Source organism: Bacteroides sp. AM23-12, assembly GCF_003434395.1.
GTDB classification, from domain to species: Bacteria; Bacteroidota; Bacteroidia; order Bacteroidales; family Bacteroidaceae; genus Bacteroides; species Bacteroides thetaiotaomicron.
In genome coordinates this window covers 258909-284111 of record NZ_QTLF01000003.1, presented here as the reverse complement: position 1 = coordinate 284111, position 25203 = coordinate 258909, and the positions used below count along the sequence as shown (strand labels likewise).

General features: G+C 42.2%; 16 protein-coding genes. 12 read left to right on the top strand and 4 right to left on the bottom strand.

Translation table 11 applies throughout. The features are described from left to right. Positions 1-8 precede the first annotated feature (8 nt). The 6 genes from DW640_RS04870 (at position 9) to DW640_RS04845 (ending at position 10497) form a co-directional block, all read left to right on the top strand. On the top strand, positions 9-578 hold the full coding sequence (locus tag DW640_RS04870; RefSeq protein WP_011108735.1) for an RNA polymerase sigma-70 factor: 570 nt from the start codon (positions 9-11) through the stop codon (positions 576-578). 198 nt (positions 579-776) lie between these two features. Next, positions 777-1961, top strand: coding sequence for a FecR family protein (locus tag DW640_RS04865; protein WP_117577477.1), 1185 nt, complete (start codon positions 777-779; stop codon positions 1959-1961). A gap of 33 nt (positions 1962-1994) precedes the next feature. Then, a complete protein-coding gene (locus DW640_RS04860) occupies positions 1995-5543 on the top strand; it encodes a TonB-dependent receptor (protein ID WP_011108737.1) in 3549 nt (1182 codons plus the stop codon). 12 nt (positions 5544-5555) lie between these two features. Then, entirely contained in the window at positions 5556-7022 is a 1467-nt protein-coding gene (locus DW640_RS04855; protein ID WP_016269236.1) for a RagB/SusD family nutrient uptake outer membrane protein, read from the top strand. A 6-nt stretch (positions 7023-7028) separates the two neighbouring features. Then, positions 7029-7928 (top strand): hypothetical protein, encoded by a 900-nt coding sequence (locus DW640_RS04850; protein ID WP_008762888.1) that lies wholly within the window; start codon positions 7029-7031, stop codon positions 7926-7928. A 19-nt stretch (positions 7929-7947) separates the two neighbouring features. After that, positions 7948-10497 carry a zinc-dependent metalloprotease gene (locus tag DW640_RS04845; protein ID WP_008767505.1) on the top strand — a complete coding sequence of 850 codons (2550 nt, stop codon included), beginning with the start codon at positions 7948-7950 and terminating at the stop codon, positions 10495-10497. Between the two features lie 93 nt (positions 10498-10590). Here DW640_RS04845 and ybeY read toward each other — a convergent pair whose 3' ends face one another. Beyond that, entirely contained in the window at positions 10591-11004 is a 414-nt protein-coding gene (ybeY, locus tag DW640_RS04840; protein ID WP_117577475.1) for an rRNA maturation RNase YbeY, read from the bottom strand. A 15-nt stretch (positions 11005-11019) separates the two neighbouring features. Then, on the bottom strand, positions 11020-12252 hold the full coding sequence (locus DW640_RS04835) for a nucleoside recognition domain-containing protein (RefSeq protein WP_022471721.1): 1233 nt from the start codon (positions 12250-12252) through the stop codon (positions 11020-11022). 611 nt (positions 12253-12863) lie between these two features. On the opposite strand from DW640_RS04835, the gene ruvB reads away from it, so the two are divergent. The 5 genes from ruvB (at position 12864) to DW640_RS04810 (ending at position 19799) form a co-directional block, all read left to right on the top strand. After that, complete coding sequence (gene ruvB / locus DW640_RS04830; RefSeq protein WP_008762892.1) at positions 12864-13895, top strand: Holliday junction branch migration DNA helicase RuvB; 1032 nt, start codon at positions 12864-12866, stop codon at positions 13893-13895. 106 nt (positions 13896-14001) lie between these two features. Beyond that, positions 14002-14769 (top strand): dienelactone hydrolase family protein, encoded by a 768-nt coding sequence (locus tag DW640_RS04825; RefSeq protein WP_022471720.1) that lies wholly within the window; start codon positions 14002-14004, stop codon positions 14767-14769. A gap of 35 nt (positions 14770-14804) precedes the next feature. After that, positions 14805-16253, top strand: coding sequence for a lipopolysaccharide biosynthesis protein (locus DW640_RS04820; RefSeq protein ID WP_055219223.1), 1449 nt, complete (start codon positions 14805-14807; stop codon positions 16251-16253). 2 nt (positions 16254-16255) lie between these two features. After that, positions 16256-17611, top strand: coding sequence for a TIGR00341 family protein (locus DW640_RS04815; RefSeq protein ID WP_008762895.1), 1356 nt, complete (start codon positions 16256-16258; stop codon positions 17609-17611). A gap of 46 nt (positions 17612-17657) precedes the next feature. Next, a complete protein-coding gene (locus DW640_RS04810; RefSeq protein WP_117577473.1) occupies positions 17658-19799 on the top strand; it encodes a S46 family peptidase in 2142 nt (713 codons plus the stop codon). A 31-nt stretch (positions 19800-19830) separates the two neighbouring features. Here the strand turns inward: DW640_RS04810 and DW640_RS04805 are convergent, their stop codons facing one another. Beyond that, positions 19831-20697, bottom strand: coding sequence for a DMT family transporter (locus DW640_RS04805; RefSeq protein WP_016269238.1), 867 nt, complete (start codon positions 20695-20697; stop codon positions 19831-19833). Between the two features lie 283 nt (positions 20698-20980). On the opposite strand from DW640_RS04805, the gene DW640_RS04800 reads away from it, so the two are divergent. Beyond that, the gene (locus tag DW640_RS04800) at positions 20981-23185 is read left to right on the top strand and encodes a S41 family peptidase (RefSeq protein WP_229109609.1); all 2205 of its coding nucleotides are present in this window, start codon (positions 20981-20983) and stop codon (positions 23183-23185) included. A gap of 92 nt (positions 23186-23277) precedes the next feature. Here DW640_RS04800 and DW640_RS04795 read toward each other — a convergent pair whose 3' ends face one another. Then, positions 23278-25053: a glycoside hydrolase family 2 protein gene (locus DW640_RS04795; protein ID WP_117577472.1), complete on the bottom strand. Its 1776-nt coding sequence runs from the start codon at positions 25051-25053 to the stop codon at positions 23278-23280. Between the last annotated feature and the right edge of the window lie 150 nt (positions 25054-25203).

Below are 25203 nucleotides of genomic sequence, written 5' to 3'. Positions count from 1 at the left end.
CTCCCGAAATGACTAACAATGAGATTTCCATAGAACAAATTAATAAGTTGGATGCGGCTGCTTTCCGACTGCTTTATAAGAACTATTATAAAGCATTGGTTTGCTATGCAATAACAATTGTCGGAGATTCAGAATCTGCAGAAGATATTGTCCAGGAGTTATTCTCCACTATTTGGGAGAAAAAGATGTTTTTCCGGTCTCTGGCTTCATTCAGGGTTTATCTGTATAACTCTGTCAGAAATGCTTCCTTGGATTATTTGAAACATAAGGATGTGGAAGGCAACTATCTTCAGAAGATGCTTGATAGTCATTCCACTACATTTAGGATGGAAGAGGAGGAAGAGGGCTTCTTTAGTGAAGAAGTCTATCGCCAGCTTCTTCAGACAATTGATGCGCTGCCGGATCGATGTAGGGAAGTTTTTTTGATGTATATGGAAGGCAAGAAGAACGAGGAGATTGCCACTGCACTCCATGTTTCTCTTGAAACTGTGAAGACTCAAAAGAAGAGAGCAATGTCCTTCCTTAGAAAAAAATTAGGCTCCTATCATTTTCTATTATTACAAATGTTACTTCCCTAAAAAGAAGCATAACACTCAATCCGCTTTACTTGTTAACACCTGTTTGCAATGAACAAAATGTTCGTTGTTTTTCTTGATTATTATACAAAAAGAACGGTCTTCTAAATAAATAAAGTATCTTTTGAATAAAAAAACTTCAGAATCCTGTCCCTCATTTTTTCTCCTTAGTCGTCTTTACTATAAATAACCTGAAATAATATGATAAAGCGTAAAAGAAGTATAAATTCTATTATCCATGATCAGTTGCTGGGATACGCTTCGGAAGAAGATAAAAAACAGTTGCAGTCATGGCTTGATAGTTCTCGAGAAAATAGAGAGAACTATGATCGTCTGATGCGTGAGGCTTGTTTGATTGACAGGTATAAACAGTTTGCCCAGGTAGATGAAGCACGTGCTTGGGAAAGGTTTCAGAAAAAGCATTTCTCTATTCGCTCTGCTCGTTGGATCAAAATAGGACGCTATGCTGCAATCTTCTTATTGCCGATAATCGGTTTTGCAATATGGTTTTGGACTTTGAGGCTGATGGATTCTCAGCCGGTGATTTCGGATGAAGTTCGTATTGCTATGATCCGGTCGGAGAAGATGGGTAAACAAAAGGCAACACTGGTTCTGGCAAATGGACAGAAGATGGATTTAAAATCAGTGCCTGCTAAGCCTTTACAGGATTCGGTGGAACAAGTGCCTGTTGCTCAGCCGTCTGTCCCTGAGACTGATGTGAACGAATCGGAAGAGGTCTCTGTTGTAGAAAATAATAAGTTGAGTACTTATGATGACAGTGAATTTTGGATGACGTTTGAAGACGGGACCAGAGTGCATCTGAATTATAATACGACATTAAAATATCCACCACATTTTGGTACTACCACTCGCACGGTCTATTTGGATGGGGAGGCCTATTTTCAGGTAGCCAAGGATAGCAAGCGTCCTTTCCGTGTCATTACGGCGAATGGAGTGGTCAAGCAGTACGGGACAACTTTCAATGTAAATACACATGTGCCCGGAATAACGAAAGTAGTGCTGGTGAAAGGTTCTGTAAGTGTGCTTCCTAATCAGGGAGGGGAATATAAAATAAAACCGGGGGAATTGGCGGTTCTTCAGGCTGATACGCAAGATGTACAAATTAGCGTAGTGGATATCGAGCCGTATATCGCATGGAACAGTGGACGTTTTGTTTTTGATAATTGTTCTTTGGAGAGTCTGATGAATGTAATATCACGTTGGTACAACAAAGATGTCGTATTCGAATCGGAAGATACCAAGAAGATACGTTTTACAGGAGATATTGATCGCTACGGCTCAATAGAGCCCATATTGAAAGCGATACAGCGGGTGACTCATCTGGAAATGGAAATACAGGGGAAGACCATAATTATAAAGAAATAAACATATTAACTACTATTAAAAAAGGAGGACGACATGCAAAAAAAGAGAGCTCGAGAACGCATTATCATGTTTCTCTGTATTATTTCCTTGTTGTTTACACCGGTGTTGGCTGCATCGCAATCTAATGCAATGAGGGTATCCTTAGATCTTAAATCTGCAACAGTTAAAGAATTTTTTGATGCTGTAAAAGTACAGACTGGCCTGAACTTTATTTATAGTACGGAGCAAGTGAAGAATATGCCTCGTATCACTATTCAGAGCAATAGTCAGCCTATCAGTGAGGTGTTGAACAAAGTGCTGGCAAATACCGGATACAGTTATGAGATAGAAGGAAATATTGTAACCATTGTATATCAGCAACCTAAAGAGAATGTCCGCACGGCTACGGGCGTTGTGGTTGATGAGGGAGGGTTGCCCTTGCCGGGAGCTTATATAAAACTCTCTAAAACGGAACATTCGACGATAACTGATAATGAAGGTAAGTTTTCTATTAATTTATTCCATCAGAAAGAGCCTGTCCTGATTGTCTCGTATTTGGGAATGATTGTACAGGAAGTAAAAGTTGCCGGTACTAAACCTATGACAATCGTGATGAAATCGGATGTAAAGTCAATCGATGAAGTTGTAGTAACAGGTTATCAGGAGATTGACAGACGGAAGTTGGCAAGCTCCATATCCTCTATAAAGGGAGCTGATCTGATTGGTGGGGAGTATCTGTCTATCGACAAAATGTTGCAGGGACGCCTGCCGGGTGTTGCCGTGATGAATATGTCATCTACTCCGGGAGCTGCTCCTAAGATTAGAATCAGGGGATCTTCCTCTATTACAGGAAATAGAGAACCGGTATGGGTAGTCGATGGAATTATTCTGGAAGAACCTGTCAATATCTCTACAGAGGAGTTGAACAGTCCGGATAAGATAAATCTGATCGGAAATGCCATCGGTTCGGTCAATCCGGAAGATATTGAACGTGTGGATATTCTGAAAGATGCCAGTGCTACTGCTATCTATGGTATCAAAGCGGCCAATGGAGTTATTGTGGTCACTACCAAGCAAGGAAAAAGCCAGAAACCGAGTATCTCGTATACCGCTACATTGGGGATAACAGCTCCTCCTACTTACGATAAAATGTTTCGGATGAATTCTGCCGACAGAATTGATATGTCTATCGAAATGCAGGAGAGGGGATTATCTTTCGGAAGTTACAAACCTTCGGATATTGGCTATGAAGGAGCATTGCAACATCTGTGGAATAAGGATATTACCTATCAGGAATTCTTAAACCAGGTGAAGACCCTGAAAGGATTAAATACCGACTGGTATGACTTGCTGTTCCGTACAGCATTTACACATCAGCATTCGGTATCCATTACAGGTGGAAATGACCGGAGTAATTATTATATGTCCATGGGATATGCGAATAATAACAGTGTGACGATAGGGGAAGGGTTAGAGCGCTATAACGTACTGGCTAAAATAAATACCAGAATTAACCGGAATATACATTTGGGATTAAAGGTTAGCGGTTCGCTTTCCAAAGCCGAACATCCTCATACTTCCATTGATGTGTATGAGTATGCTTATAATACTTCACGGGCTATTCCACTTCGGACAGCTTCTAATGAGTTGTATTTTTATGCGAATGAGGCTGGACGTAACGGAGTATTGTCTTACAATATCATGAACGAACTGAATCATACAGGAAACAAGAATGATAATTCCGCTATAGATGTAGCTGTCAATCTGGATTGGAAGGTTGCTTCATGGATGAGATTTTCATCTATATTAGGACTGTCCAGAAGCAACGTGACACAAGAAAACTGGGGTGATGAACAATCATATTATATTTCTTCTATGCGACAAAGTCCCTATGGGAAGATGTTGCCGAATCCCATTGAAGATTCTGAATTTGCAGAAAGATATTGTCTGCTTCCGTTTGGAGGAGAGTTGATGACGACCAATACACGTAATACTTCTTATACATGGAGAAATAGCCTGTCTTTGATGCAAAGTTTCGGAAAACATGAAGTTTCCGGAAGCATCGGACAAGAGGTCAGATCTTCAAAATATGACGGATTAAGCTCTACGCAATATGGTTATTTGCCCGAAAGAGGTAAAAAGTTTGTTGATATTGACCCGACAGTCTGGAAAAGATACGGTGCTTTGGTAAAGAGTCATCCGGATGTGGTGACCGATACAAAGAATAATGTGATTTCATTATATGCTACGGCTGCTTATGTTTATGACAGTCGCTATATTCTGAACTTCAATATACGTACTGACGGTTCTAATAAGTTCGGTCAGAGCAAGAGCGTTCGTTTTCTGCCAATATGGTCAGTGTCTACACGATGGAATGTTATCAATGAGAAGTTTATGAAGAACGTCGATTTCCTGAATGATCTGGCAATTCGTGCCTCATACGGTATACAAGGTAACGTGCATCCGGATCAGACCCCTAACTTGATTGCTAGTTTGGGGACATTGGAGTCAATGCCACAGGAGTATATTTCAACATTGTATAAGCTGCCGAATAATAAACTGAAGTGGGAAAAAACCAATTCGTATAATATTGCAATCGACTGGGCATTCTGGAATAACAGAATCTATGGATCGCTTGATGTATATTACAAAAAGGGAGTAGATCAGGTGGTTACGAAAAACGTAGCTCCTTCTACAGGTGCGTCAAGTGTCTCCATTAATGATGGTGATGTTGAGAATAAAGGTTGGGATTTGGCTGTTTCTTTTGTTCCGATTCAGACCCGGGACTGGATGTGGAGTTTATCATTCAATACAGGTAAAAACTACAATAAAGTGTTGAATGCCGGGAACTCAGCGATCACTTGGCAAGACTATATTGCAGGAACATTAGTGAGCAATGGCAATGCGATAAATAGTTTCTATTCTTATAAATTTGATAAGCTGGATGATCAGGGTTTTCCTACATTTAAGGATATTAATGAGAAAGATGAAGAAGGAAATGCTGTGGTTCATTCTTTGCAGGAGATGTATGACCGTGCTTTTGTTCTTTCCGGAAAACGTGAACCCGATCTGACCGGTGGATTCTCTACTTATTTAAAATATAAGAATATTACATTTAATGCGTTGTTCTCATTCAGCTTTGGCAATAAAATGCGCTTGAATGATTTGTATGAGTCCTCCGGACAGCGGCTTCCTTATCCGGACCAGAATATGTCCAGTGAATTTGTGAATCGTTGGAGAGAGCCGGGTGATGAAGACAGGACCATTATACCGGTTTTATCGGATAAGAGTTTGCAGATCAACGATAAGGATGTGACCTATCGTATTGCGGATAATGGATGGGATATGTATAATAAGAGTGATATCCGTGTAGTTTCAGGCAGTTTCCTCAGATGCCGTTCGATGTCTATTCGCTATGATTTTAAACGTGAATGGTTGAAACCTGTCTATCTGAAAGGAGCAAGTGTCAGCTTTGATATGGGTAATGTATTTGTCATTAAAGATAAAGCGCTGAAGGGCAGAGATCCTGAACAGATTGGATTTGGCTCAAGAAGTATACCACCGCAGCGTTCTTACTCACTTCGCTTTAATATTACTCTTTAATAATGAATGATGATGAAAAAGTACAATTTATATATCATATTGTTTATCTGCACATTATCGTCGTGCAGTGACTTTTTGGAAGAAAGTTCACAAGATTTGATGATACCCAGATCGGTGAAGGATTACAAGGAACTGTTCTTCGGTGAGGTAATGAAAACGAATGAAAAAGACATACCTCATCCTTATCTGGAATATATGACAGACGATGTGAAAGACCAATGTTACTATGGAACCAGACCACAAGTCATTTCTAATGATTTCAGAGAATATGTTTGGGCATATTATACGTGGCAGGGAAACCCGGAAGTGGGAATTTCAAATGAACTTACGCCGGATGTTGCATGGACAGTCTATTATCATAAGATATTGATGACTAATATCATACTGGACCAGCTTTATACCATGAACGGGACGGATATGGAACGTCAGGATTTAGCAGGTGAAGCTTATTTCATGCGGGCTTTCTCGTATTTTATGCTTGCTAATTTGTATGGAAAGCCTTATCATCCTGCAACGGCAAATGAAGACTTATGTGTACCGCTCAATAAAGAAATCGGCTTATCAGATAAGATGATGAAGCGGGCCACGAATGCAGCTGTTTATGCCCAAATGGAAGAAGACATTAATAAGGCTATCCAGTGTTTTAAGGCTATAGGAGGTGAGAAAACTATTTTCCGTCCTAACTTGCCGAGTGCTTATCTATTGGCATCACGTATTGCTCTTTTTCAGGAGAAATATGATGAGACCATTCTTTATTGTGACTCGGTCTTTAAGGTCGCGACTCAGCCACTTTACAAACTTCAGGAAAAAAAGGACCACTATTTCTTTTCTCTTGCTAACAAAGAAATCTTGTTATCCTACGGACTTACATCACTTGAGACGCATATGAAAGAAGATTTCAGGTATACGGGGAACTTGGTGGTTTCTGATGATTTACTAGCGCTATATTCGGAAGATGATTTGCGTCTTACGAATTATTTCAAGAATACAATCGGCAACCAGACCAGACCTACTAACAAACAGTATAGTGTCTATACACCTATTAAGTGGACTAAAAATTCTGCTACAGTCTATGCCAACGCCTTGCGTATTTCGGAAGCTTATCTGAATCGTGCTGAGGCTTTTGCTGAACTTGGCAATACGAACAAGGCTCTTGCTGACTTAAATGAGCTCCGTGAAAATCGTATGAAACCGGGAACTCCGCCGTTAGCTGTTGATGAAGACGGAATTGTAGCAACCGTACGTAAGGAACGCCGTAGAGAACTGGCGTTTGAAGGATTCCGCTGGTTTGATTTGCGCAGATATGGCTGCCCTCCTCTTACGCATACTTACAGTTCAAAGGAGAACGAGGGAGCAGGGGATGTCTTCGAACTGAAAGAGAAAGGCTCATACGTGTTGCCGATTCCTAAGAGCGAAAGAGAGAGAAATACGGAAATAGAAATATTCGACCGTCCGAATAGTGAACCTGTTAATAATTGATCGATTATGAAGAAACTTATATTATTAATTTGTATGTTGGCAGGTATGTCTTCTTGTTATCATGAAGATGCGTTAATCGTTCCTGAGCAACCGGATAAATATAACATTTTGACAGATGACCCGTCAGATCCGACACAGCATTTTATATACCAGTTTTATCAGAAATATCAGACTGTGATTATAACTAATCCGACTGAGGCTGATTATAAATTCAACTTTACAGCGAATAACGGAATTAAAATAACTGCTCCCGAACAAAAGCAGGAGATTATTGATGAAGGGATTGAGTTTTTGCAAAAGGTATTATTGAATTTGTACTCGGATAGTTTTTTAAAGAAGAATTTACCTTTTTCTATATTGTTATCTGAAGAGGTCCGGATGGCCTCTTATGGTGAGACAACCATCATGAATTGCTATGCTAGTAGCAGCTTTATAGCCTTAGGTAATGTATCATCTTCTCTGAAAACAATGACCGATGAGGAGTTTGTGAAAATCAGAGCAGATGTGAATGCCAGCTTTTGGGCAAAGTATATGTCGGAAGTCAGAGGATTGTTTACTATTTCAGATGCTTTTTATGAAGCTAGTGAAGAAGTTGAACCGAAATTGTACGACCCGAACTGGTATCGTTTTAAAGGAACGGACCCTAATGAAATCGATTTTTATAAGTATGGGGTGATTACTTATTCTGAGAACTCCTATATTGATGAAGATTGGCCGGATTTTAATTCCATTTATGCTCCTTTAAAGAGTGAAGACCTTGCGCAATGGATGAATTTCGTCTTTGAGAAAACTCCTGCCGAGATTCAGGAAATCTGCGATAAATATCCGGTAATGAAGAAGAAGTATGATGTGATTCGGGAAGCTATGCTTGAAAACGGATTCGATCTGTCCAAACTGGAACTATAGAACTTAAAAACAGCATGATATGAACAAAATTTTCACCTTATTACTTGTAGGAGCATTAACTGCCGGAGCGGTAACTGCTAATGCCGAAAGTCAGATTTTTAAAAAGAAAAAGAAGAAAGCAAAAGCGGAAACAGAGCAGCCGGCGGCAAAAGATTCCACAAAGAGTAGTATGACCGAATACAAAAAACTACTGAAAGGAGCCAAGACGATTGATGGCATGTTTAAGGTACACATCGTTAAGGATAAGTATTATTTCGAAATACCTAAAGACTTGATGGGACGCGATTTTATGATTGCGTCCAGAGTATCGAGTACCAGTAACAATAAAGATATAGCTGCCGGACAAATGCCACGCAATCCGGTACTGGTAACTTTCTCGGCAGATAAAAAGAAAATCTACATGCACAAAAAGATGGTGCGCAATTTGTGTGACACCACTTCCAATATGTATGCTGCTTTTCAGCGCAACTTCTCAGACCCTATTTGGGAAGCATATAAGATAGAAAGTCTTTCACCGGACTCTTCAGCATATGTCATCGATATGAGTTCGCTTTTCATAACGGATGTACCCGAATTCAGCCCGTTTCGTTCGGAAAATATAATGGATGTATTGATGAAGAGAAAAGCACTGAAGGGAAGTCTTGCTTCTTCCAAATCGACTATTCTGGGAATGAAGTGTTTTCCGCTGAATATAAACATCAAGACGCTGATGAGTTATACTGTTGACGGAGGACCGTTCACTGTAACCATGACGCGTAATATTATTTTGCTGCCGGAGGAAATTATGCGTCCTCGTTATGGAGACTCGCGTATCGGTTATTTTGATGAAAGCAAGCGGTTTTATACTGAAAAGAAAGATGGTTTGCAAGAACTGACTTACATCAACCGATGGGATTTGCAACCAAAACCAGAAGACTTGGAACGTTATAAGCAAGGTGAATTGGTGGAACCTCAGAAGCCGATTGTATATTACGTTGATACTGCTATCCCCGACAAGTGGAGAGATTACATAAAGAAAGGAATAGAAGACTGGCAGGTTGCGTTTGAGGAAATTGGATTTAAGAATGCGATTGTAGCGAAAGACTATCCGAAGGATGATCCGAACTTTGATCCGGATGATATTCGTTATAGCTGCTACCGAATGATTACCACTCCGATACAAAATTCAATGGGACCTTCCTGTGCCGATCCTCGTTCGGGTGAAATCATTCAGGGTGACGTCTTGTTTTATTCAAATATCATTAAGTTGTTGCATAACTGGCGGTTTGTTCAGACTGCTACTGTTGACCCCAAAGTGCGCAAGGCTGTGTTTGATGACGAGACGATGGGAAGCTCGTTACGTTATGTAGCAGCGCATGAGATCGGACATACCCTGGGACTGATGCATAACTTTGGTGCATCTTATTCGTATCCGGTAGATTCGCTCCGTTCGGCCACTTTCACTCAGAAGTATGGTACAACTCCGTCCATCATGGACTATACGCGCTATAATTATGTAGCTCAGCCGGAAGACAAAGGAGTTGCTCTGACTCCTCCGCTTTTGGGTGTATATGATAAGTTTGCCATCAAATGGGGATATAAACCTATATTTGATGCGGCATCTCCTGAAGATGAGAAAGCTACTTTAAACAAGTGGATCAAAGAGAAAGAGAATGATCCGATGTACAAATACGGTCCGCAGCCTTTTATTAATGAGGTCGATCCTTCTTGTAAATCTGAGGATTTGGGTGATAATGCCGTGAAGGCAGGAAGATATGGCTTAAAGAATCTGAAACTTATCATGAAAAACCTGCCGGAATGGACCTATGAAGATGATCATCAATATGAACGCTTGACGGAATCATATCAGGAAGTGATTATGCAGATGCAACGCTACTTACTGCATGCCATGGTGTCCATCGGTGGAATTTATTTTGATGAGCCGAGACGGGACAGCGAAAAGCCTGTTATCCGTTTTGTGCCGAAAGCTGAACAGAAGGAGGCATTGAAGTTTATTATGGAAACTATGATGGAACTACCCGAATGGGTACTTGACAAGAAGGTGATTGAGTATACCGGTCCGACTTATTCGCCAAGTACTTTGCAGTCAATCATTATGAATCGTTTGTTCTTCACATACATTACATCCAGTCTTGTTTTGTATGAGGAGTTATATCCCAAACAGGCTTATACTTTTGCTGAATATATGGATGATATTTATGATTTTGTGTGGAAGAAAACTATATCCGGTGCCCGGTTGAATATGTACGACCGTAACCTGCAAATTACTTATGTGGAAAAGTTGTTGAAAGAAGGAGGAATGCTGAAACAAAAATCTTCTCCATTCTCATTTAAAGACTTGAATGAAGTTGAGAAACAACTGCTTACGGATAATGTCGATTGGACGAAAGCCGGCTTTGAACTCAACCCGCTCGGAAGTGTGGATATGGTTAAGAATCCGGCTATTTATCAGAAGGTAATGGATAGCTATAGTTTGCTGCGAAGCAAAGTAAATACGGGTGATGCTACTACCCGGGCACATTATCAAAGTCTTGTCTTTAAAATAAAGCAAGCGTTAACGGAACAATAACTATCTCTCTTAGATACTTGGGGGCACCTCGTCGCAGTGATTGTGGCGGGGTGCTAATTTTATCCGGTCAATGGCTTTTTATTGCATCGCCAACTATCGCATTGCCAACGCCTTATTCTCCGCCTCTTCCATGATTTCCCTTTCCCCGAGACCTTTGTCATTGATACCGCAGAGATGAAGAATACCATGAATAATAACCCGGTGTAGTTCATCATCATAAGCTGCCCCGAATTGCTCGGCATTGGTGCGTATCGTATCCAGGCTGATAAACAGGTCGCCCGACAGACGATCACCTTCGCAATAATCGAAAGTAATGATATCCGTGTAATAATCGTGTTGCAGATATTGTCGGTTTACCTCCAGAATCTTTTCATCGGAGCAGAAGATATAAGCGATTTCACCGAGTCTTTTTCCATAAGAGGCAGCTACATTCTTTATCCATTCTGTTGTTTCCCGTTTTTTGATATCAGGCATCTTGACGCCTTCGGTTTGATAAGTTACAGCCATAATTGAGTCTATGATTTAAAAGAAAAATAAATAACTGATTAAGATGGCGGCTATAATACCGGAGAAGTCTGCAATCAAGCCGCAGGTGACTGCATTCCGGGTTTTACTGATTCCGACGCTGCCGAAGTAAACGGCAAGGATATAGAAAGTGGTGTCCGAAGCTCCGCGTACTACGCAACTCATTCGGCCTACAAACGAATCCGGTCCCATCTCTTTCATCGTGTCAATCATCAGCCCATTGGCACCGCTACCGCTGAGAGACTTCATCAGCGCTGTCGGCAATGCTCCCACAAAACTGGTATCCACTCCGCACAGATCGACTACATAACCAATGCCTCCCACAAGGAAATCCATCGCTCCCGAAGTACGGAATACGGCAATGCCTACAAGGAAGGCAACCAGATATGGAATGATTCGTACGGCTGTCGTGAAGCCTTCTTTGGCACCTTCTACAAAAGAATCATATACGTTAATCTTCTTCCGGACGCCTGTCAGAATAAACAGAATGATCACCCCGAACAGAAGAATATTTGCTATCAGCGTAGAGTAAGTACCCATTTCCTCACGCGAAATATTCAGAAACAGATAAATCAATCCGGAGAAGAAAAGGCAGATAACGCCCATCAATATCAGGATAGGCTTATTGATCAGATTGATCTTCTGGGCGATACTGACGGCTATGACGCCGACCAGAGTCGAGATAAAAGTACTCAGCAGGATAGGGATAAACACATCCGTAGGTTGGGCAGCCCCCATTTGCGCACGGTATACCATGATACTGATCGGGATGATGATGAGGCCGGAAGTGTTGATTACCAGAAACATGATCATCGGATTGGAAGCCGTATCTTTCTTCGGATTCAGTTCTTGCAGTTCTTTCATCGCTTTGAGTCCCAATGGGGTGGCAGCATTGTCGAGTCCGAGCATGTTGGCGGACATATTCATAAAGATGGAACCCAATACCGGATGCCCTTTGGGAATGTCCGGAAACAGGCGGCAGAGTACCGGACTCAGAAAGCGGGCGAGTGCATTGATCAGTCCGCTGTTCTCTCCGATTTTCATGATACCGAGCCAGAGGGCCAGTACTCCGGTCAGTCCCAGAGATATCTCGAAAGCGGTTTTCGAAGAGTCGAAAGTTGAGTTCATGATAGCTGTAAATATCTCCGTGTCTCCCAGAAAAATTACTTTTATCAGGGCGATAATGAAGGCGATAACGAAGAATGCTATCCAGATATAATTTAGAACCATAGTCGATTGCGTGTATATAGATGGTGCAAAAGTAGTTATTACGTTTTAAAAAAACTAATTGTTTTCGGGCAAAAGAGTAGAAGACCGAAACCGGTCTTGTGTACTTTTTCACTCTATTCTTCAATAGAATGATGCGTTATTTTAAAAAAAAGGGGTAAATACGGCACTTTTTAGGGATAATAGGCTTTTATGGTCATTAAATAACAGGGGGAAGCGGAAAGTAGCTAATTGTTATTGTGTTTATACACAGCCAAATGTAGGTTACTATATTCTCAGAGTATTCTCACCGCAATGAGAAAAAATTCTCACCACAGTGAGAAAAAATACTCATGCCTATGAGAATATTTTCTCATCGAAGTGAGAAGATTTTCTCATCACGGTGAGAATACTTTGGGAATTGAATCTATCAGAAAGTTATGCTTATGATCAGGGGATGAAGTTACTTAAAGAAGGCTGAATGGCATCTTGTCATTGTATCAATTTTGAGATTTATTCTTCATTATTCCTCTTGGAAAAGAGAAATGGATAGTGGGCGGAGGTTTTTATTATTCTTTCTTATATCGAAAATGAATGGATTTCTCTATCTTTGTCTCCTACATTTCAAGAAGAAAATGGAACAAGAAGATTTTAACATACGCGAACATCAGCTGACTTCACGGGAGCGGGATTTTGAAAATGCGCTCCGTCCGTTAAGCTTTGAAGACTTTAGCGGGCAGGATAAGGTGGTGGAAAACCTTCGCATCTTTGTGAAGGCGGCACGTCTGCGTGGCGAAGCACTCGACCACGTTCTGCTGCACGGGCCTCCCGGATTGGGTAAAACAACGCTTTCCAATATTATAGCTAACGAATTGGGAGTAGGCTTTAAAGTAACCTCCGGTCCGGTGCTCGACAAACCGGGCGATCTGGCAGGAGTTTTGACCAGCCTCGAACCGAACGACGTGCTCTTTATCGATGAAATTCACCGTTTATCGCCGGTGGTAGAGGAATATCTCTATTCGGCCATGGAAGATTACCGGATAGATATCATGATTGATAAGGGACCTTCGGCACGTAGCATTCAGATTGACCTGAATCCGTTTACGCTGGTCGGTGCAACTACCCGTAGCGGATTGCTGACGGCTCCACTTCGTGCCCGTTTTGGTATTAATCTGCATTTAGAGTACTATGACGATGATATTCTGAGTAATATCATCCGACGTTCAGCATCCATACTGGACGTGCCTTGTTCGGTGCGGGCGGCATCGGAGATTGCATCCCGAAGTCGTGGTACGCCCCGTATTGCCAATGCTTTGCTTCGTCGCGTACGCGATTTTGCACAGGTGAAAGGTTCCGGCTCTATCGATACGGAAATAGCTCAGTTTGCGCTGGAAGCGTTGAATATCGACAAGTATGGTTTGGATGAGATAGACAACAAGATACTTTGCACCATCATAGACAAGTTTAAAGGCGGTCCTGTCGGTCTGACAACCATTGCTACCGCTTTGGGCGAAGATGCGGGCACTATTGAGGAAGTGTATGAACCTTTCCTGATCAAGGAAGGTTTTATGAAACGGACTCCTCGTGGACGTGAAGTGACGGAACTTGCCTATAAGCATTTGGGAAGGAGCCTCTATAGCAGTCAGAAAACCTTGTTTAATGACTGATAGTTTGATCTGACGGCTGTCGGTATGGAGAGTGTTGGCGACAATTAAAAGCAGGCTTTTTGAGGAATGTTTAAACAGATAACTGATTTTATTGAATGATTGGAGTATGAAGCAGTGGAGTATCTTACTTGTATTTCTCTCTTTGAGTCTGTCATTATCAGCTCAACAAGGTTATGAGAAGGACGTATTTGTCTCTTCCACAGGAGATTCTTTGCCTTACCGGATGATTCGTCCCGAGTCAATGAAGGCGGGGAAGAAATATCCGCTGGTCCTGTTCCTGCATGGAGCCGGTGAGCGTGGAAATGACAATGAAAGACAACTGACGCATGGCGGACAGATGTTTCTGAATCCTGTCAACAGAGAGAAATATCCGGCTTTCGTACTTGTTCCTCAATGTCCGGCAGGTAGCTACTGGGCTTATACGGAACGTCCGAAATCACTGTTTCCGGCAGATATGCCTGCAGGACAGGAGATGAGTTCTCTTACCCGGACTCTCAAACAATTGCTGGATACTTATCTGGCCATGCCCGAAGTCGATAAAAAACGGATATATATTGTCGGATTGTCGATGGGAGCGATGGGGACGTATGATTTGGTGGTCCGTTATCCGGAGATTTTTGCGGCTGCCGTTCCCATTTGCGGATCGGTGAATCCGGACCGTTTGCCGGTTGCCAAAGAAGTGAAGTTCCGTATATTTCATGGGGATGCCGATGATGTGGTAACAGTTGAAGGGTCGCGTGAAGCGTACAAAGCACTGAAAGCTGCTGGAGCAAAGGTGGAATATATCGAATTCCCCGGTTGCAATCATGGCAGCTGGAATCCTGCATTTAATTATCCGGGTTTCATGGAGTGGCTGTTCAAACAAAAGAAATAATATTATTCATTGATAATAAAGAGATCTAAATAAACATGGCAGAACTAAAGTCATTGGCAAAGGACACTGCGATTTATGGTGCCAGCAGTATTATTGGTAAGTTTCTGAACTATTTTCTGGTACCGATTTATACTTTTTCACTTCCTGCTGCTTCCGGAGGATATGGAGTGATCACCAAGATGTATGCTATTGTGGCGTTATTGCTCGTGGTGCTAACCTTCGGAATGGAAACCGGCTTTTTCCGTTTTGCCAATAAAGGAGATGACGATCCGAAGAAGGTATATTCTGTTTCGTTATTGATGGTAGGGGGCGTATCGCTCCTGTTTTTGCTGTTGTGTCTGGTCTTCCTCAATCCTATTGCAGGGCTGATGGGATATAGTGAACATCCATGGTATCTGGGCATGATGCTGATTGTACTGGCTATGGATGCCATTCAGGCTATTCCGTTTGCTTATCTTCGTTATAAGAAACGTCCTATCAAGTTTGCCGGACTGAAACTCTTATTTATATTTGTCAGTATCTTGCTGAATATCCTTTATTTTGTTGTCATGAAAGGCGATGACGTAGGGGTAGCCTTTCTTATTAATCTGATCTGTTCTTTTGTTGTAATGCTCGGGCTGATACCTGAATTCCGTGAATTCCGCTATTGTCCTGACCGTTTGCTGATGAAGCGGATGTTATATTATTCATTCCCTATTCTGATATTAGGGGTGGCAGGCATTGTGAATCAGGTTGGAGACAAGATTATTTTTCCTTTTGTCTACCCCGATAAGGTGGAAGCGGATGTACAGTTGGGCATTTACAGTGCAGCTACTAAGATAGCCATGATAATGGCAATGATCACGCAGGCTTTCCGCTTCGCATACGAGCCTTTTGTCTTTGGCAAAAGTAAGGATAAGGATAATAAGCGAATCTATGCGCAGGCAATGAAGTTCTTCATCATCTTTACGCTGCTGGCTTTCCTGGCAGTCATGTTTTATCTGGATATTTTACGTTATATCATAGCAGAAGACTATTGGGAGGGACTCAAGGTAGTTCCCATCGTGATGATTGCGGAGATGTTTATGGGGATTTATTTTAATCTCTCGTTTTGGTATAAACTGACGGATGACACCAGATGGGGGGCATATTTCTCCATTATAGCCTGTCTGACTGTTGTTCTGATGAATATCTTCCTGATTCCTGTATATGGGTATGTAGCTTGCGCATGGGCGGGTTTTACCGGATATGCCATAGCTATGTTGCTTTCTTATTTTGTCGGTCAGAAGAAATATCCTATTGCTTATGATCTGCGTGGAATAGGTTGTTATGTAGGCTTAGCTATTATTCTGTATCTGATTGGTGAATGGACGCCGATTCATAATACAGTCTTGCTTCTTGCATTCCGCACAGTCCTTCTGCTACTATTTATTGCTTATATTATCAAACGGGACCTGCCTCTGAGTCAGATTCCTGTTATTAACCGGATTATAAAAAAGAAATGACTATGAAGACAGATGAACGGAATAAGTTTGCGATCAAGTCGTTCCTGGGTGAATACCTGGACTTGAAAAAGGATAAAGACAATGAAATGGAAACCGTTGACTCTATCCGAAAAGGAGTAGAATTCAAAGGAGCCAATTTGTGGATTCTTATTTTTGCTATCTTTATGGCTTCACTGGGATTGAATGTCAACTCTACGGCAGTGATTATCGGTGCCATGTTGATTTCACCGTTGATGGGACCTATCATGGGTGTCGGACTTTCTGTCGGTTTGAATGATTTCGAACTGATGAAACGTTCTTTGAAGAGCTTCCTCATCACGACTGCTTTCAGTGTGACGACGGCAACCATCTTCTTTCTTTTCACTCCTATTGCCGAAGCACAATCGGAGCTGTTGGCGCGTACTTCGCCTACGATTTATGACGTATTCATCGCACTTTTCGGTGGTTTGGCGGGAGTTGTCGCCCTGTCTACCAAAGAGAAGGGAAATGTGATTCCGGGAGTTGCCATTGCTACGGCGTTGATGCCTCCCCTTTGTACGGCAGGTTACGGCCTGGCATCGGGCAATCTGGTTTATTTTCTGGGTGCTTTCTACCTCTACTTTATCAACTCCGTATTTATCAGTCTGGCTACCTTCATCGGTGTGCGGGTGATGCACTTCCAGCGTAAGGAATTTGTGGATAAGGCACGCGAGAAGATGGTGCGTAAATACATCATTCTGATTGTTGTGCTGACGATGTGCCCGGCTGTTTATCTGACGTTTGGCATTATTAAAAGTACTTTTTATGAGACGGCAGCCAACCGGTTTATCAATGAGCAGTTGAACTTTGAGAATACGCAGGTACTTGATAAGAAGATCAGTTATGAGCATAAAGACATCCGCGTGGTTCTGATCGGTCCCGAAGTTCCGGATGCTTCGATATCCATTGCCCGTAGCAAACTCAAAGAATACAAGCTGGAAGAAACAAAGCTGACTGTACTGCAAGGGATGAATAATGAAGCGGTAGATGTCTCTTCCATTCGTGCCATGGTGATGGAGGACTTTTATAAAAACAGCGAACAACGCCTGCAGGAACAGCAGAAAAAGATAACCCGACTGGAAGAAAACCTCGCTCAATATAAAGAGTACGATACGATGGGGCGTACTTTAGTGCCCGAATTGAAGGTGCTTTATCCTTCCATCACTTCGCTTTCTATCGCCCACTCGCTGGAAACACGGGTAGACTCGATGAAAACGGATACAGTGACACTGGCTGTTTTGAAATTTGGCAAACATCCGTCAGTTGCCGAGAAGGAGAAAATCAGCGCATGGCTGAAAGCACGGGTGGGAGCGAAGAAGTTGAGGCTCATTACCGAATAATGGCCCCCGGATTGATCATAGAATATATAAATCTAAAAATAATAGCATGAAACTCAGACTAACCGCAATGATTCTCCTCTCCCTTTGCCTGTCACAGGCATTTGCTGACGAGGGAATGTGGCTATTGGGGAACCTTCGCAAGAACAAACAGGCGGAACGGGTGATGAAGGAACTCGGTTTGCAGATGCCTGTAAATAAACTGTATAATCCGAAGAAACCGGCTTTGGCAAATGCCGTTGTCAGTTTCGGTGGATTCTGTTCGGGAGTGGTGGTTTCCGAAGATGGTCTGGTATTTACCAATCATCACTGTGGTTTCAGCAGTATCCAGCAGCATTCTTCCGTAGAACATGATTATCTGAAGGATGGTTTTGTAGCCCGCAACCTTGGTGAAGAACTGCCGAATCCCGAATTATATGTCCGTTTCCTTCTTCGTACGGAGGATGTGACCAAGCGTGTGCTCTCGGCTGCCAAACATGCTCATACGGAAAGTGAACGTCGCGTAGTTGTCGACTCTGTCATGAATGTAATCGGCATGGAGGTATCAGAGAAGGACTCTACGCTGACGGGAATTGTCGATGCGTATTACGCCGGAAACGAGTTCTGGCTTTCTGTCTACCGTGATTTTAATGATGTCCGGTTGGTTTTTGCTCCTCCTTCTTCAGTCGGCAAGTTCGGGTGGGACACGGACAACTGGATGTGGCCTCGCCATACAGGTGACTTCAGCGTTTTCCGTATTTATGCCAACAAACAGAACGGACCGGCGGATTATTCACCTGAGAACGTCCCTTATCATCCGGAATACGTAGCTCCTATTTCATTGGATGGATATAAAGAAGGCTCTTTCTGTATGACTCTCGGCTATCCGGGCAGTACGGAGCGCTATCTCTCTTCGTATGGGATCGAAGAAATGATGAACGGCATTAATCAGGCAATGATCGATGTGCGCGGGGTAAAACAGGCTATTTGGAAGCGGGAAATGGATCGCCATCCGGATATCCGTATCAAGTATGCTTCTAAATACGATGAAAGTTCCAACTACTGGAAAAACAGCATAGGAATGAATAAAGCCATCCGGCACCTGAAAGTGCTGGAAAAGAAGCGCGCAGCAGAAGCAGCCCTCCGGGACTGGATTCAGTCTCATCCGGAAGAAAGGGAGAAACTGATTCGTCTGTTCTCTTCTCTGGAACTGAATTATAATAATCGTAGGGAAACAAACCGTGCCCTTGCTTATTTCGGGGAGTCGTTCATTAATGGTCCCGAATTGGTTCAATTGGCACTCGAAATACTGAATTTCGATTTTGAGGCCGAAGAGAAGTTGGTCGTTACCCGCATGAAAAAGTTACTGGAGAAATACGATAACCTGAATCTGTCTATTGATAAGGAAGTATTTGCGGCCATGCTCAAAGAATACCGGTCCAAAGTGGATAAGAAATACCTTCCGGCGATGTATCTGCAAATAGACACCTTGTATAACGGAAATGTCCAGACTTATGTAGACTCTTTGTATGCTATCTCTCAAATCACTTCTCCGAAGGGTCTGAAGCGCTTCCTTGAACGTGACACGACCTATAATCTCATCGAGGACCCTGCCATTTCTTTAAGCCTCGACCTGATAGTGAAATACTATGAGATGAATCAGAGCGTCTCGGAGGCTTCCGAACAAATAGAGCAGGATGAACGCCTGTTCAATGCCGCTATGCGTCGTATGTATGCCGACCGTAACTTCTATCCTGATGCTAATTCCACCATGCGCCTTAGTTTTGGTACAGTCTGCGGATATTCTCCTTTTGACGGGGCTACCTTCAGTTATTATACGACAGTAAAAGGCATTTTCGAGAAAGTAAAGGAACACGCAGGCGATATTGACTTTGCTGTTCAACCGGATCTTCTGGCTTTACTCTCTTCCGGTGATTTCGGTAGATATGCCGATGAAAAGGGAGATATGAACGTTTGTTTTATCTCGAATAATGATATTACGGGAGGAAACTCCGGCAGTGCCATGTTCAATGCGAAAGGGGAATTGCTTGGTCTTGCTTTTGACGGTAATTGGGAAGCGATGAGCAGTGATATCGTATTTGAACCGGACTTGCAGCGTTGTATCGGAGTAGATGTCCGCTATATGCTTTTCATTATGGAAAAGTATGGAAAGGCTGCTAATCTTATTGAAGAACTGAAATTAACCCGCTGAAACGGAAAACAATCTTATAAGAAGGCTGCTCTTATCGTTTCAGTATAATTACCATTACAGCAACGATAATCAGTGCAATGCCTACGCCAATACTTGTGGTGAATGCTTCTCCAAAGAGGAAGATGCCTACACATACGGCAGTTACCGGCTCCATAGCTCCCAATACAGAGGTGAGTGTGGAGCCGATGCTTTTTACTGCTCTGACCAGTGCAAGATTAGAAACGACGGTCGGGATCAATGCCAGCAAGATTAGATTTCCGGCAGTATGCCATTCTCTGATAGGCTGAAGATGGCTGATACTGCTGGTTCCGATAAAGAGAAAGATTCCTCCGAAAAGAAAGACATAGAAAGTGAGCAGTAATCCTTTCATCCGGCCGATCTTTAACTGGCTCATTGTGACAAGGTACAGTGCATATCCCAATGCTGATAAAAGAACGATGAAAAGGCCGAAAAATGAGAAACTTCCTGTCTCTGTATTTCCACCGGATAAGAAGTAGACACCTATCACGGCAGAGGCGATGGCGGCTATCCGCCAACCGGACTTTTTTTCTTTGAAGAATAGCATCATGACCAGGGTAGTCAGTACCGGATACATGAAGTGAATGGTGGTGGCTACACCGCTTGCCATAAACTTATATCCCCAGAACAGGAAGACGGCAGACATCAGATAAAGTATCGCAAGCAGGAGCAGGGAAGGAATGTCCCGTCTGCTGATTCGAAAGGATTGCCCGTTGATCAGTAGAATCCCGCCTAATGCCATACACGCAAACAGGAAGCGATAGAAGAGTATCGATTCGAATTGCATGCCCGCCTGCATGGCAGGAATGGTGAATAGGGGGATAAGCCCAAAAGAGGCCGACGAAAGCAGACCGTACAGGAAACCGTTGACTTTATTCATAGTTAAGTATATATTCGGAGTGCAAAGATACTCATAATAGATAAGATGATATTATGTTTGAATTATAAAATAGAGATTACGTCCGAAACGTATGAAGCTGTCTCTGTTTTCTTGTTGAGTATATCGAATTTTTCGCTAAAACATGTGTTTAGGGTTGAAATAAACAGATATTGCTAAATTATGAACAGATATTTTCTCTGGTAGTGTTTCTTTTTTCTGACCTTTGGTGTGTCCAGAGTACAAACCTGTAAATATTTGAATTGACAACAAAACTATGATACATATGAAAAACAGATTAGTTGGCTTATTAGTGTTCGCGTTGGTTGCTTTTAACTTATATGCGCAGTCTGATCAAAGTAAAAAGGGACTTCTTACTTTTACCGGTACGCGTATTATTTCCTTTGATCCAATGCGGGAAATGCCTAAGATGGCTTGGTATAGTGAAAATCAAGATATTCGGGTAGATGAAGAAGTGCTCTTTAATAATCAGTCGTCATTGTTGATTCCGTCTGTACGGGGAAAGAAAACAGAAGCTTATTTCGGCATGAATAACCGCGATATTACAGGTAAGACGATTGTGTTTAAAGGCAAATACAAATATCAGCAGGCAAATAATGCCAAAGTGAGTTTCGCAATTAAACTGGATACCCACCTTCAAAGAATAGACGAGAAGGCTATTGGTTTGGAATGTAACGGCAGTCAGGGCTGGAAAGACTTTTGTGTGGAAATGCCGTTTACACGTTCCAAGAAATTTTTCTTTCGAATACTCTGTGATGGGGAGGCCAGGCTTTGGGTGAACGACTGCCAGGTGCTGATAGATGGACAGTCACTTGATTTAATTAAGAATCCGGATGTTGAAGTGGACAAGGATCTGGAGTTCGCAGGAAATTCAGGAATATCGCTTGGAGACGTTGACGGGCAAACATTGGAAAATCTTGTGGTTTTGGGCAAGGTTTGGGGATTCCTTAAGTATTTTCATCCGCAGGTTGTGGTTGGAAAGTATAACTGGGATTTTGAATTGTTCAGAGTGATGCCCGGGATAGCAGCTGCGAAGAGCAAAAAGGAAAGGAACTCACTGTTAAACGAATGGATAGATAAGTACGGTAAAATCACGGAAACCGAGGAGTATGTAATCGGAGATTCGGCCCAATATCATCGTTTTGCACAGCTTGGCTGGCTGGAAGATCCGAATGTCTTCGATAAGAAACTGTCTGAAAAACTAGTGAGAATCAAGAATGCCAAACGTAATAGTGTATTGAACTACTATCTTCCGATATTAACCGGAAAGGAGGAGGTGGAATTTGCCAGAGACAAACCTTATCCTTCAATCGATTGGGAAGATCAGGGATATCGTATTCTTACGGTTTATAGATTGTGGAATGCCATCGAACATGGATATCCTTACGCCAACCTTACAGACCATAGATGGAGTACTCTGCTGGCGCAATATCTGCCTGAATTTATTTATGCCTCTTCGGAAAAAGATTTGGACCATTCTATACGAAAACTGGCTGCTGAAATCAATGATTCACATGGAGGGCTTGAATTTCCGAATCATGCTCCCCGATTGTATGGTCTTCCATTGGGATTGACTCAGACAACGGACGGTAAGCTTGTAGTAGAATCAACTGCATTAAAGCAGATTGAGCGTGGATCGGTCATACTGGCTGTAAATGATAAACCGATTTCGGAAATAATCGACAATTACCGTTCTATATTGCCTTCTTCAAATGAGCATGGTTTACTGAGGAATGTCGCATTCAGACTATTTGTTACATCGGAGAATGAAATGAAAGTCACAGTGGAGAATCAAGGGCAGTCCTATGAATATGCGATACCCATGCAGTCTTTTGAAAGAGCATCTTTTAAAGGTCGGAAGAGTCCGTCAGATTACGGACTGGATGCCAGAAAGATTCTTTATGTAGATGCAGGTATAATGGGGCTTCCGGAACTGGATCAGATGATGAAAACAAATTTGAATGCCAAAGGAATGATATTGGATATGCGTAAGTATCCGAGATGGGATATTATGGAAGTACTTGGAAAATACCTTTATCCTCAACCAACTACATTTATGTGGTATTCCATTAATTCGAAGAAATTTCCGGGTAACTTTGGTCTTGATATAATTGGAAAAATTGGTTTTAAAGAAAATCCTGATTATTTCAAAGGTAAGATTGCTATTCTTGTAAATGAGATGACTCAGAGTTTTGGAGAGCTAATGTCTGTCGCTTATAGAGTGGCACCCAAAAGTGCGGTTATCGGTACGCAAACTGCCGGTGCGAACGGTCATGTCGGATATTTATATTTGCCTCGGGGAATTAAATTCACCTATACAATGGCGGGAGCATTCTATCCTGAATGGAAATTAAATCAACGGGATGGAGTGACTATTGATATTCCGGTGGAACAGACTGTAGAAGATATAGCTGCAGGAGAAGATATGTGGATTAGAAAAGCGATTGAATATATTGAGAGTAAACGGTAAGGTTGCACCCTGATTAAAGGGATATTCAGCCCGTCGATATAATTCGATTTGAATATATTGACGGGCTGAATTATACTATTAGCAAGCTGAACTTATTTCTTTATCGGTCTGCTTGGAATCTTTTCAAAGATAGATCTAATCCGTTCCATATCAAATTTAGGCTGTCGGTCGTAAGTGTAGATACCGTTTTTCTCTTGTTCGATATCTGAAAACTGTGTATAGCAGAGTCCGCTGATGATTCCGGAGGATTGAATCGCATTGATGAGTTTTTCGATGCGTTCGAAGAGGGCATCTTCGTTGGTAAATGTTCCTCCATGTCCCCATGTGTCTTCCTTGGTTCTGGATGTCTCCCATACAATACCACCGAATTCACCGATGATAAAAGGTTGGTTGGCATAAGCTGCCTGGTTCTTGTCCGGCTTTAAGCTTAGTGCGAAACGTGTTGCATCCGGTTCGTAAGTACTGATGCTCCAGATATCTGTCAGGAAATGGAATCCACTGCCGGTAAGGTCGTTGAACGGGCGACTGGGATCGATTGCTTTTGTCAGTTTTTGCAGGTCAAATACCAAGCGTGCAAATGTACCGGATGTAACATTGCTCAATGGTACGGTAAGAGGTGCCCATGTGATGATAGAAGGGTGATTACGGTCTCGTTCGAGTATCTCTATCCATTCACTGAGAAGATTTCTTGATGCGATCTCGTCATCGGGATTCATTCCCCAGTTAGGAGACTCTCCCCAAGTGATAAATCCCAGCTTATCTGCCCAGTAATGGAATCGTTCTTCAAAAAACTTTTGATGAAGCCGTGCCCCGTTGAAGCCGGCTTTCTTACTTAGTAAAATATCATTTTTAAGGGCTTCATCGGTAGGTGCAGTCCAGATTCCATCAGGATAATACCCCTGATTCATAACCAGACGCTGGAAATAAGGCTCGTTATTCAAGTAAAATTTGCTATTGGCTATATGCACTTTGCGCATACCTACATATGATTTTACCTCATCGATGATCTGCCCTTTGGCATCTTTGACGCAGTAACTGATATCGTAAAGGTGGGGAGTTTCGGGGCTCCAGAGCTTGATATTCTTTATCGGTAAGATCAGGTTACTGCCATTGGCACATTTTGATGTCATTTGAGCGATTTTTTTCTCGCTGTCATAGATCGTAACTTCCAGTGTCTGGTCATTGGATATCTGATAGAATTCCGGAGTAATGATCAATTGATTATTGTCGATATCTGGATAGGTATTTGCCGATTTCAGTCCACAGGGAGAGAGCGCTTCCATCCACACCGTTTGCCAGATACCTGTGACACGGGTATAAAAACAGGCAAAGGAGTTCTTCTCCGGAGACTGTTTGCCGCATGCCTGACGGCCCGATTTTGCATCATCGGACACGGATACTACCAGATTGTGACTATTCCCGGGTTTGGCTATGCGACTGATATCTATTACAAAAGGAGAGCTCCCGCCGTTATGAAAACCGACAAGGCGTCCGTCTATATAAATCTCTGCTAAATAGTCGACAGCGCCGAAATGGAGTAAAATCTTCTTGTTGCTCCAGTCAGCAGGTATCGGCAGAGAACGTTGATACCACATTTTTTTTATAAAGTCCGTGTGATTAACTCCGGATAGTTTGCTTTCCGGGCAGAAAGGAACCGTAATTGTTTTGCTAAGCTCCTTTGCCGTAGGTAAGTTACGCTTTTTCCCGGAATCATCAAGATCGAATTCATATGTCCACGTACCATTTAAATTAACCCAGGTAGTTCTTTCAAATTGTGGGCGGGGATATTCCGGCCGGGGAATATCATTGGTTGCGTTTGCTGCAAAAGAGAGTAGTAAACCAACTAGCATCAGATGTGCTTTTCTCATGTTTTGTAATTTTTGTTATTGTATAATTTAAGTGCCTTAGCTGATTGTAAAAATAGAGATTTAAAAGAAGAAAAGGTGTAAACGATTGTTCAAATTAGGAAATAATCTGATCATAGTGAAGATTATTCGGTTATATTTGATAAATGTGTA

Coding starts and splice junctions, on each gene's coding strand:
- DW640_RS04870 (WP_011108735.1), top strand. CDS start 9: ATGACTAACAATGAGATTTCCATAGAACAAATTAATAAGTTGGATGCG.
- DW640_RS04865 (WP_117577477.1), top strand. CDS start 777: ATGATAAAGCGTAAAAGAAGTATAAATTCTATTATCCATGATCAGTTG.
- DW640_RS04860 (WP_011108737.1), top strand. CDS start 1,995: ATGCAAAAAAAGAGAGCTCGAGAACGCATTATCATGTTTCTCTGTATT.
- DW640_RS04855 (WP_016269236.1), top strand. CDS start 5,556: ATGAAAAAGTACAATTTATATATCATATTGTTTATCTGCACATTATCG.
- DW640_RS04850 (WP_008762888.1), top strand. CDS start 7,029: ATGAAGAAACTTATATTATTAATTTGTATGTTGGCAGGTATGTCTTCT.
- DW640_RS04845 (WP_008767505.1), top strand. CDS start 7,948: ATGAACAAAATTTTCACCTTATTACTTGTAGGAGCATTAACTGCCGGA.
- ybeY (WP_117577475.1), bottom strand. CDS start 11,004: ATGGCTGTAACTTATCAAACCGAAGGCGTCAAGATGCCTGATATCAAA.
- DW640_RS04835 (WP_022471721.1), bottom strand. CDS start 12,252: ATGGTTCTAAATTATATCTGGATAGCATTCTTCGTTATCGCCTTCATT.
- ruvB (WP_008762892.1), top strand. CDS start 12,864: ATGGAACAAGAAGATTTTAACATACGCGAACATCAGCTGACTTCACGG.
- DW640_RS04825 (WP_022471720.1), top strand. CDS start 14,002: ATGAAGCAGTGGAGTATCTTACTTGTATTTCTCTCTTTGAGTCTGTCA.
- DW640_RS04820 (WP_055219223.1), top strand. CDS start 14,805: ATGGCAGAACTAAAGTCATTGGCAAAGGACACTGCGATTTATGGTGCC.
- DW640_RS04815 (WP_008762895.1), top strand. CDS start 16,256: ATGAAGACAGATGAACGGAATAAGTTTGCGATCAAGTCGTTCCTGGGT.
- DW640_RS04810 (WP_117577473.1), top strand. CDS start 17,658: ATGAAACTCAGACTAACCGCAATGATTCTCCTCTCCCTTTGCCTGTCA.
- DW640_RS04805 (WP_016269238.1), bottom strand. CDS start 20,697: ATGAATAAAGTCAACGGTTTCCTGTACGGTCTGCTTTCGTCGGCCTCT.
- DW640_RS04800 (WP_229109609.1), top strand. CDS start 20,981: ATGAAAAACAGATTAGTTGGCTTATTAGTGTTCGCGTTGGTTGCTTTT.
- DW640_RS04795 (WP_117577472.1), bottom strand. CDS start 25,053: ATGAGAAAAGCACATCTGATGCTAGTTGGTTTACTACTCTCTTTTGCA.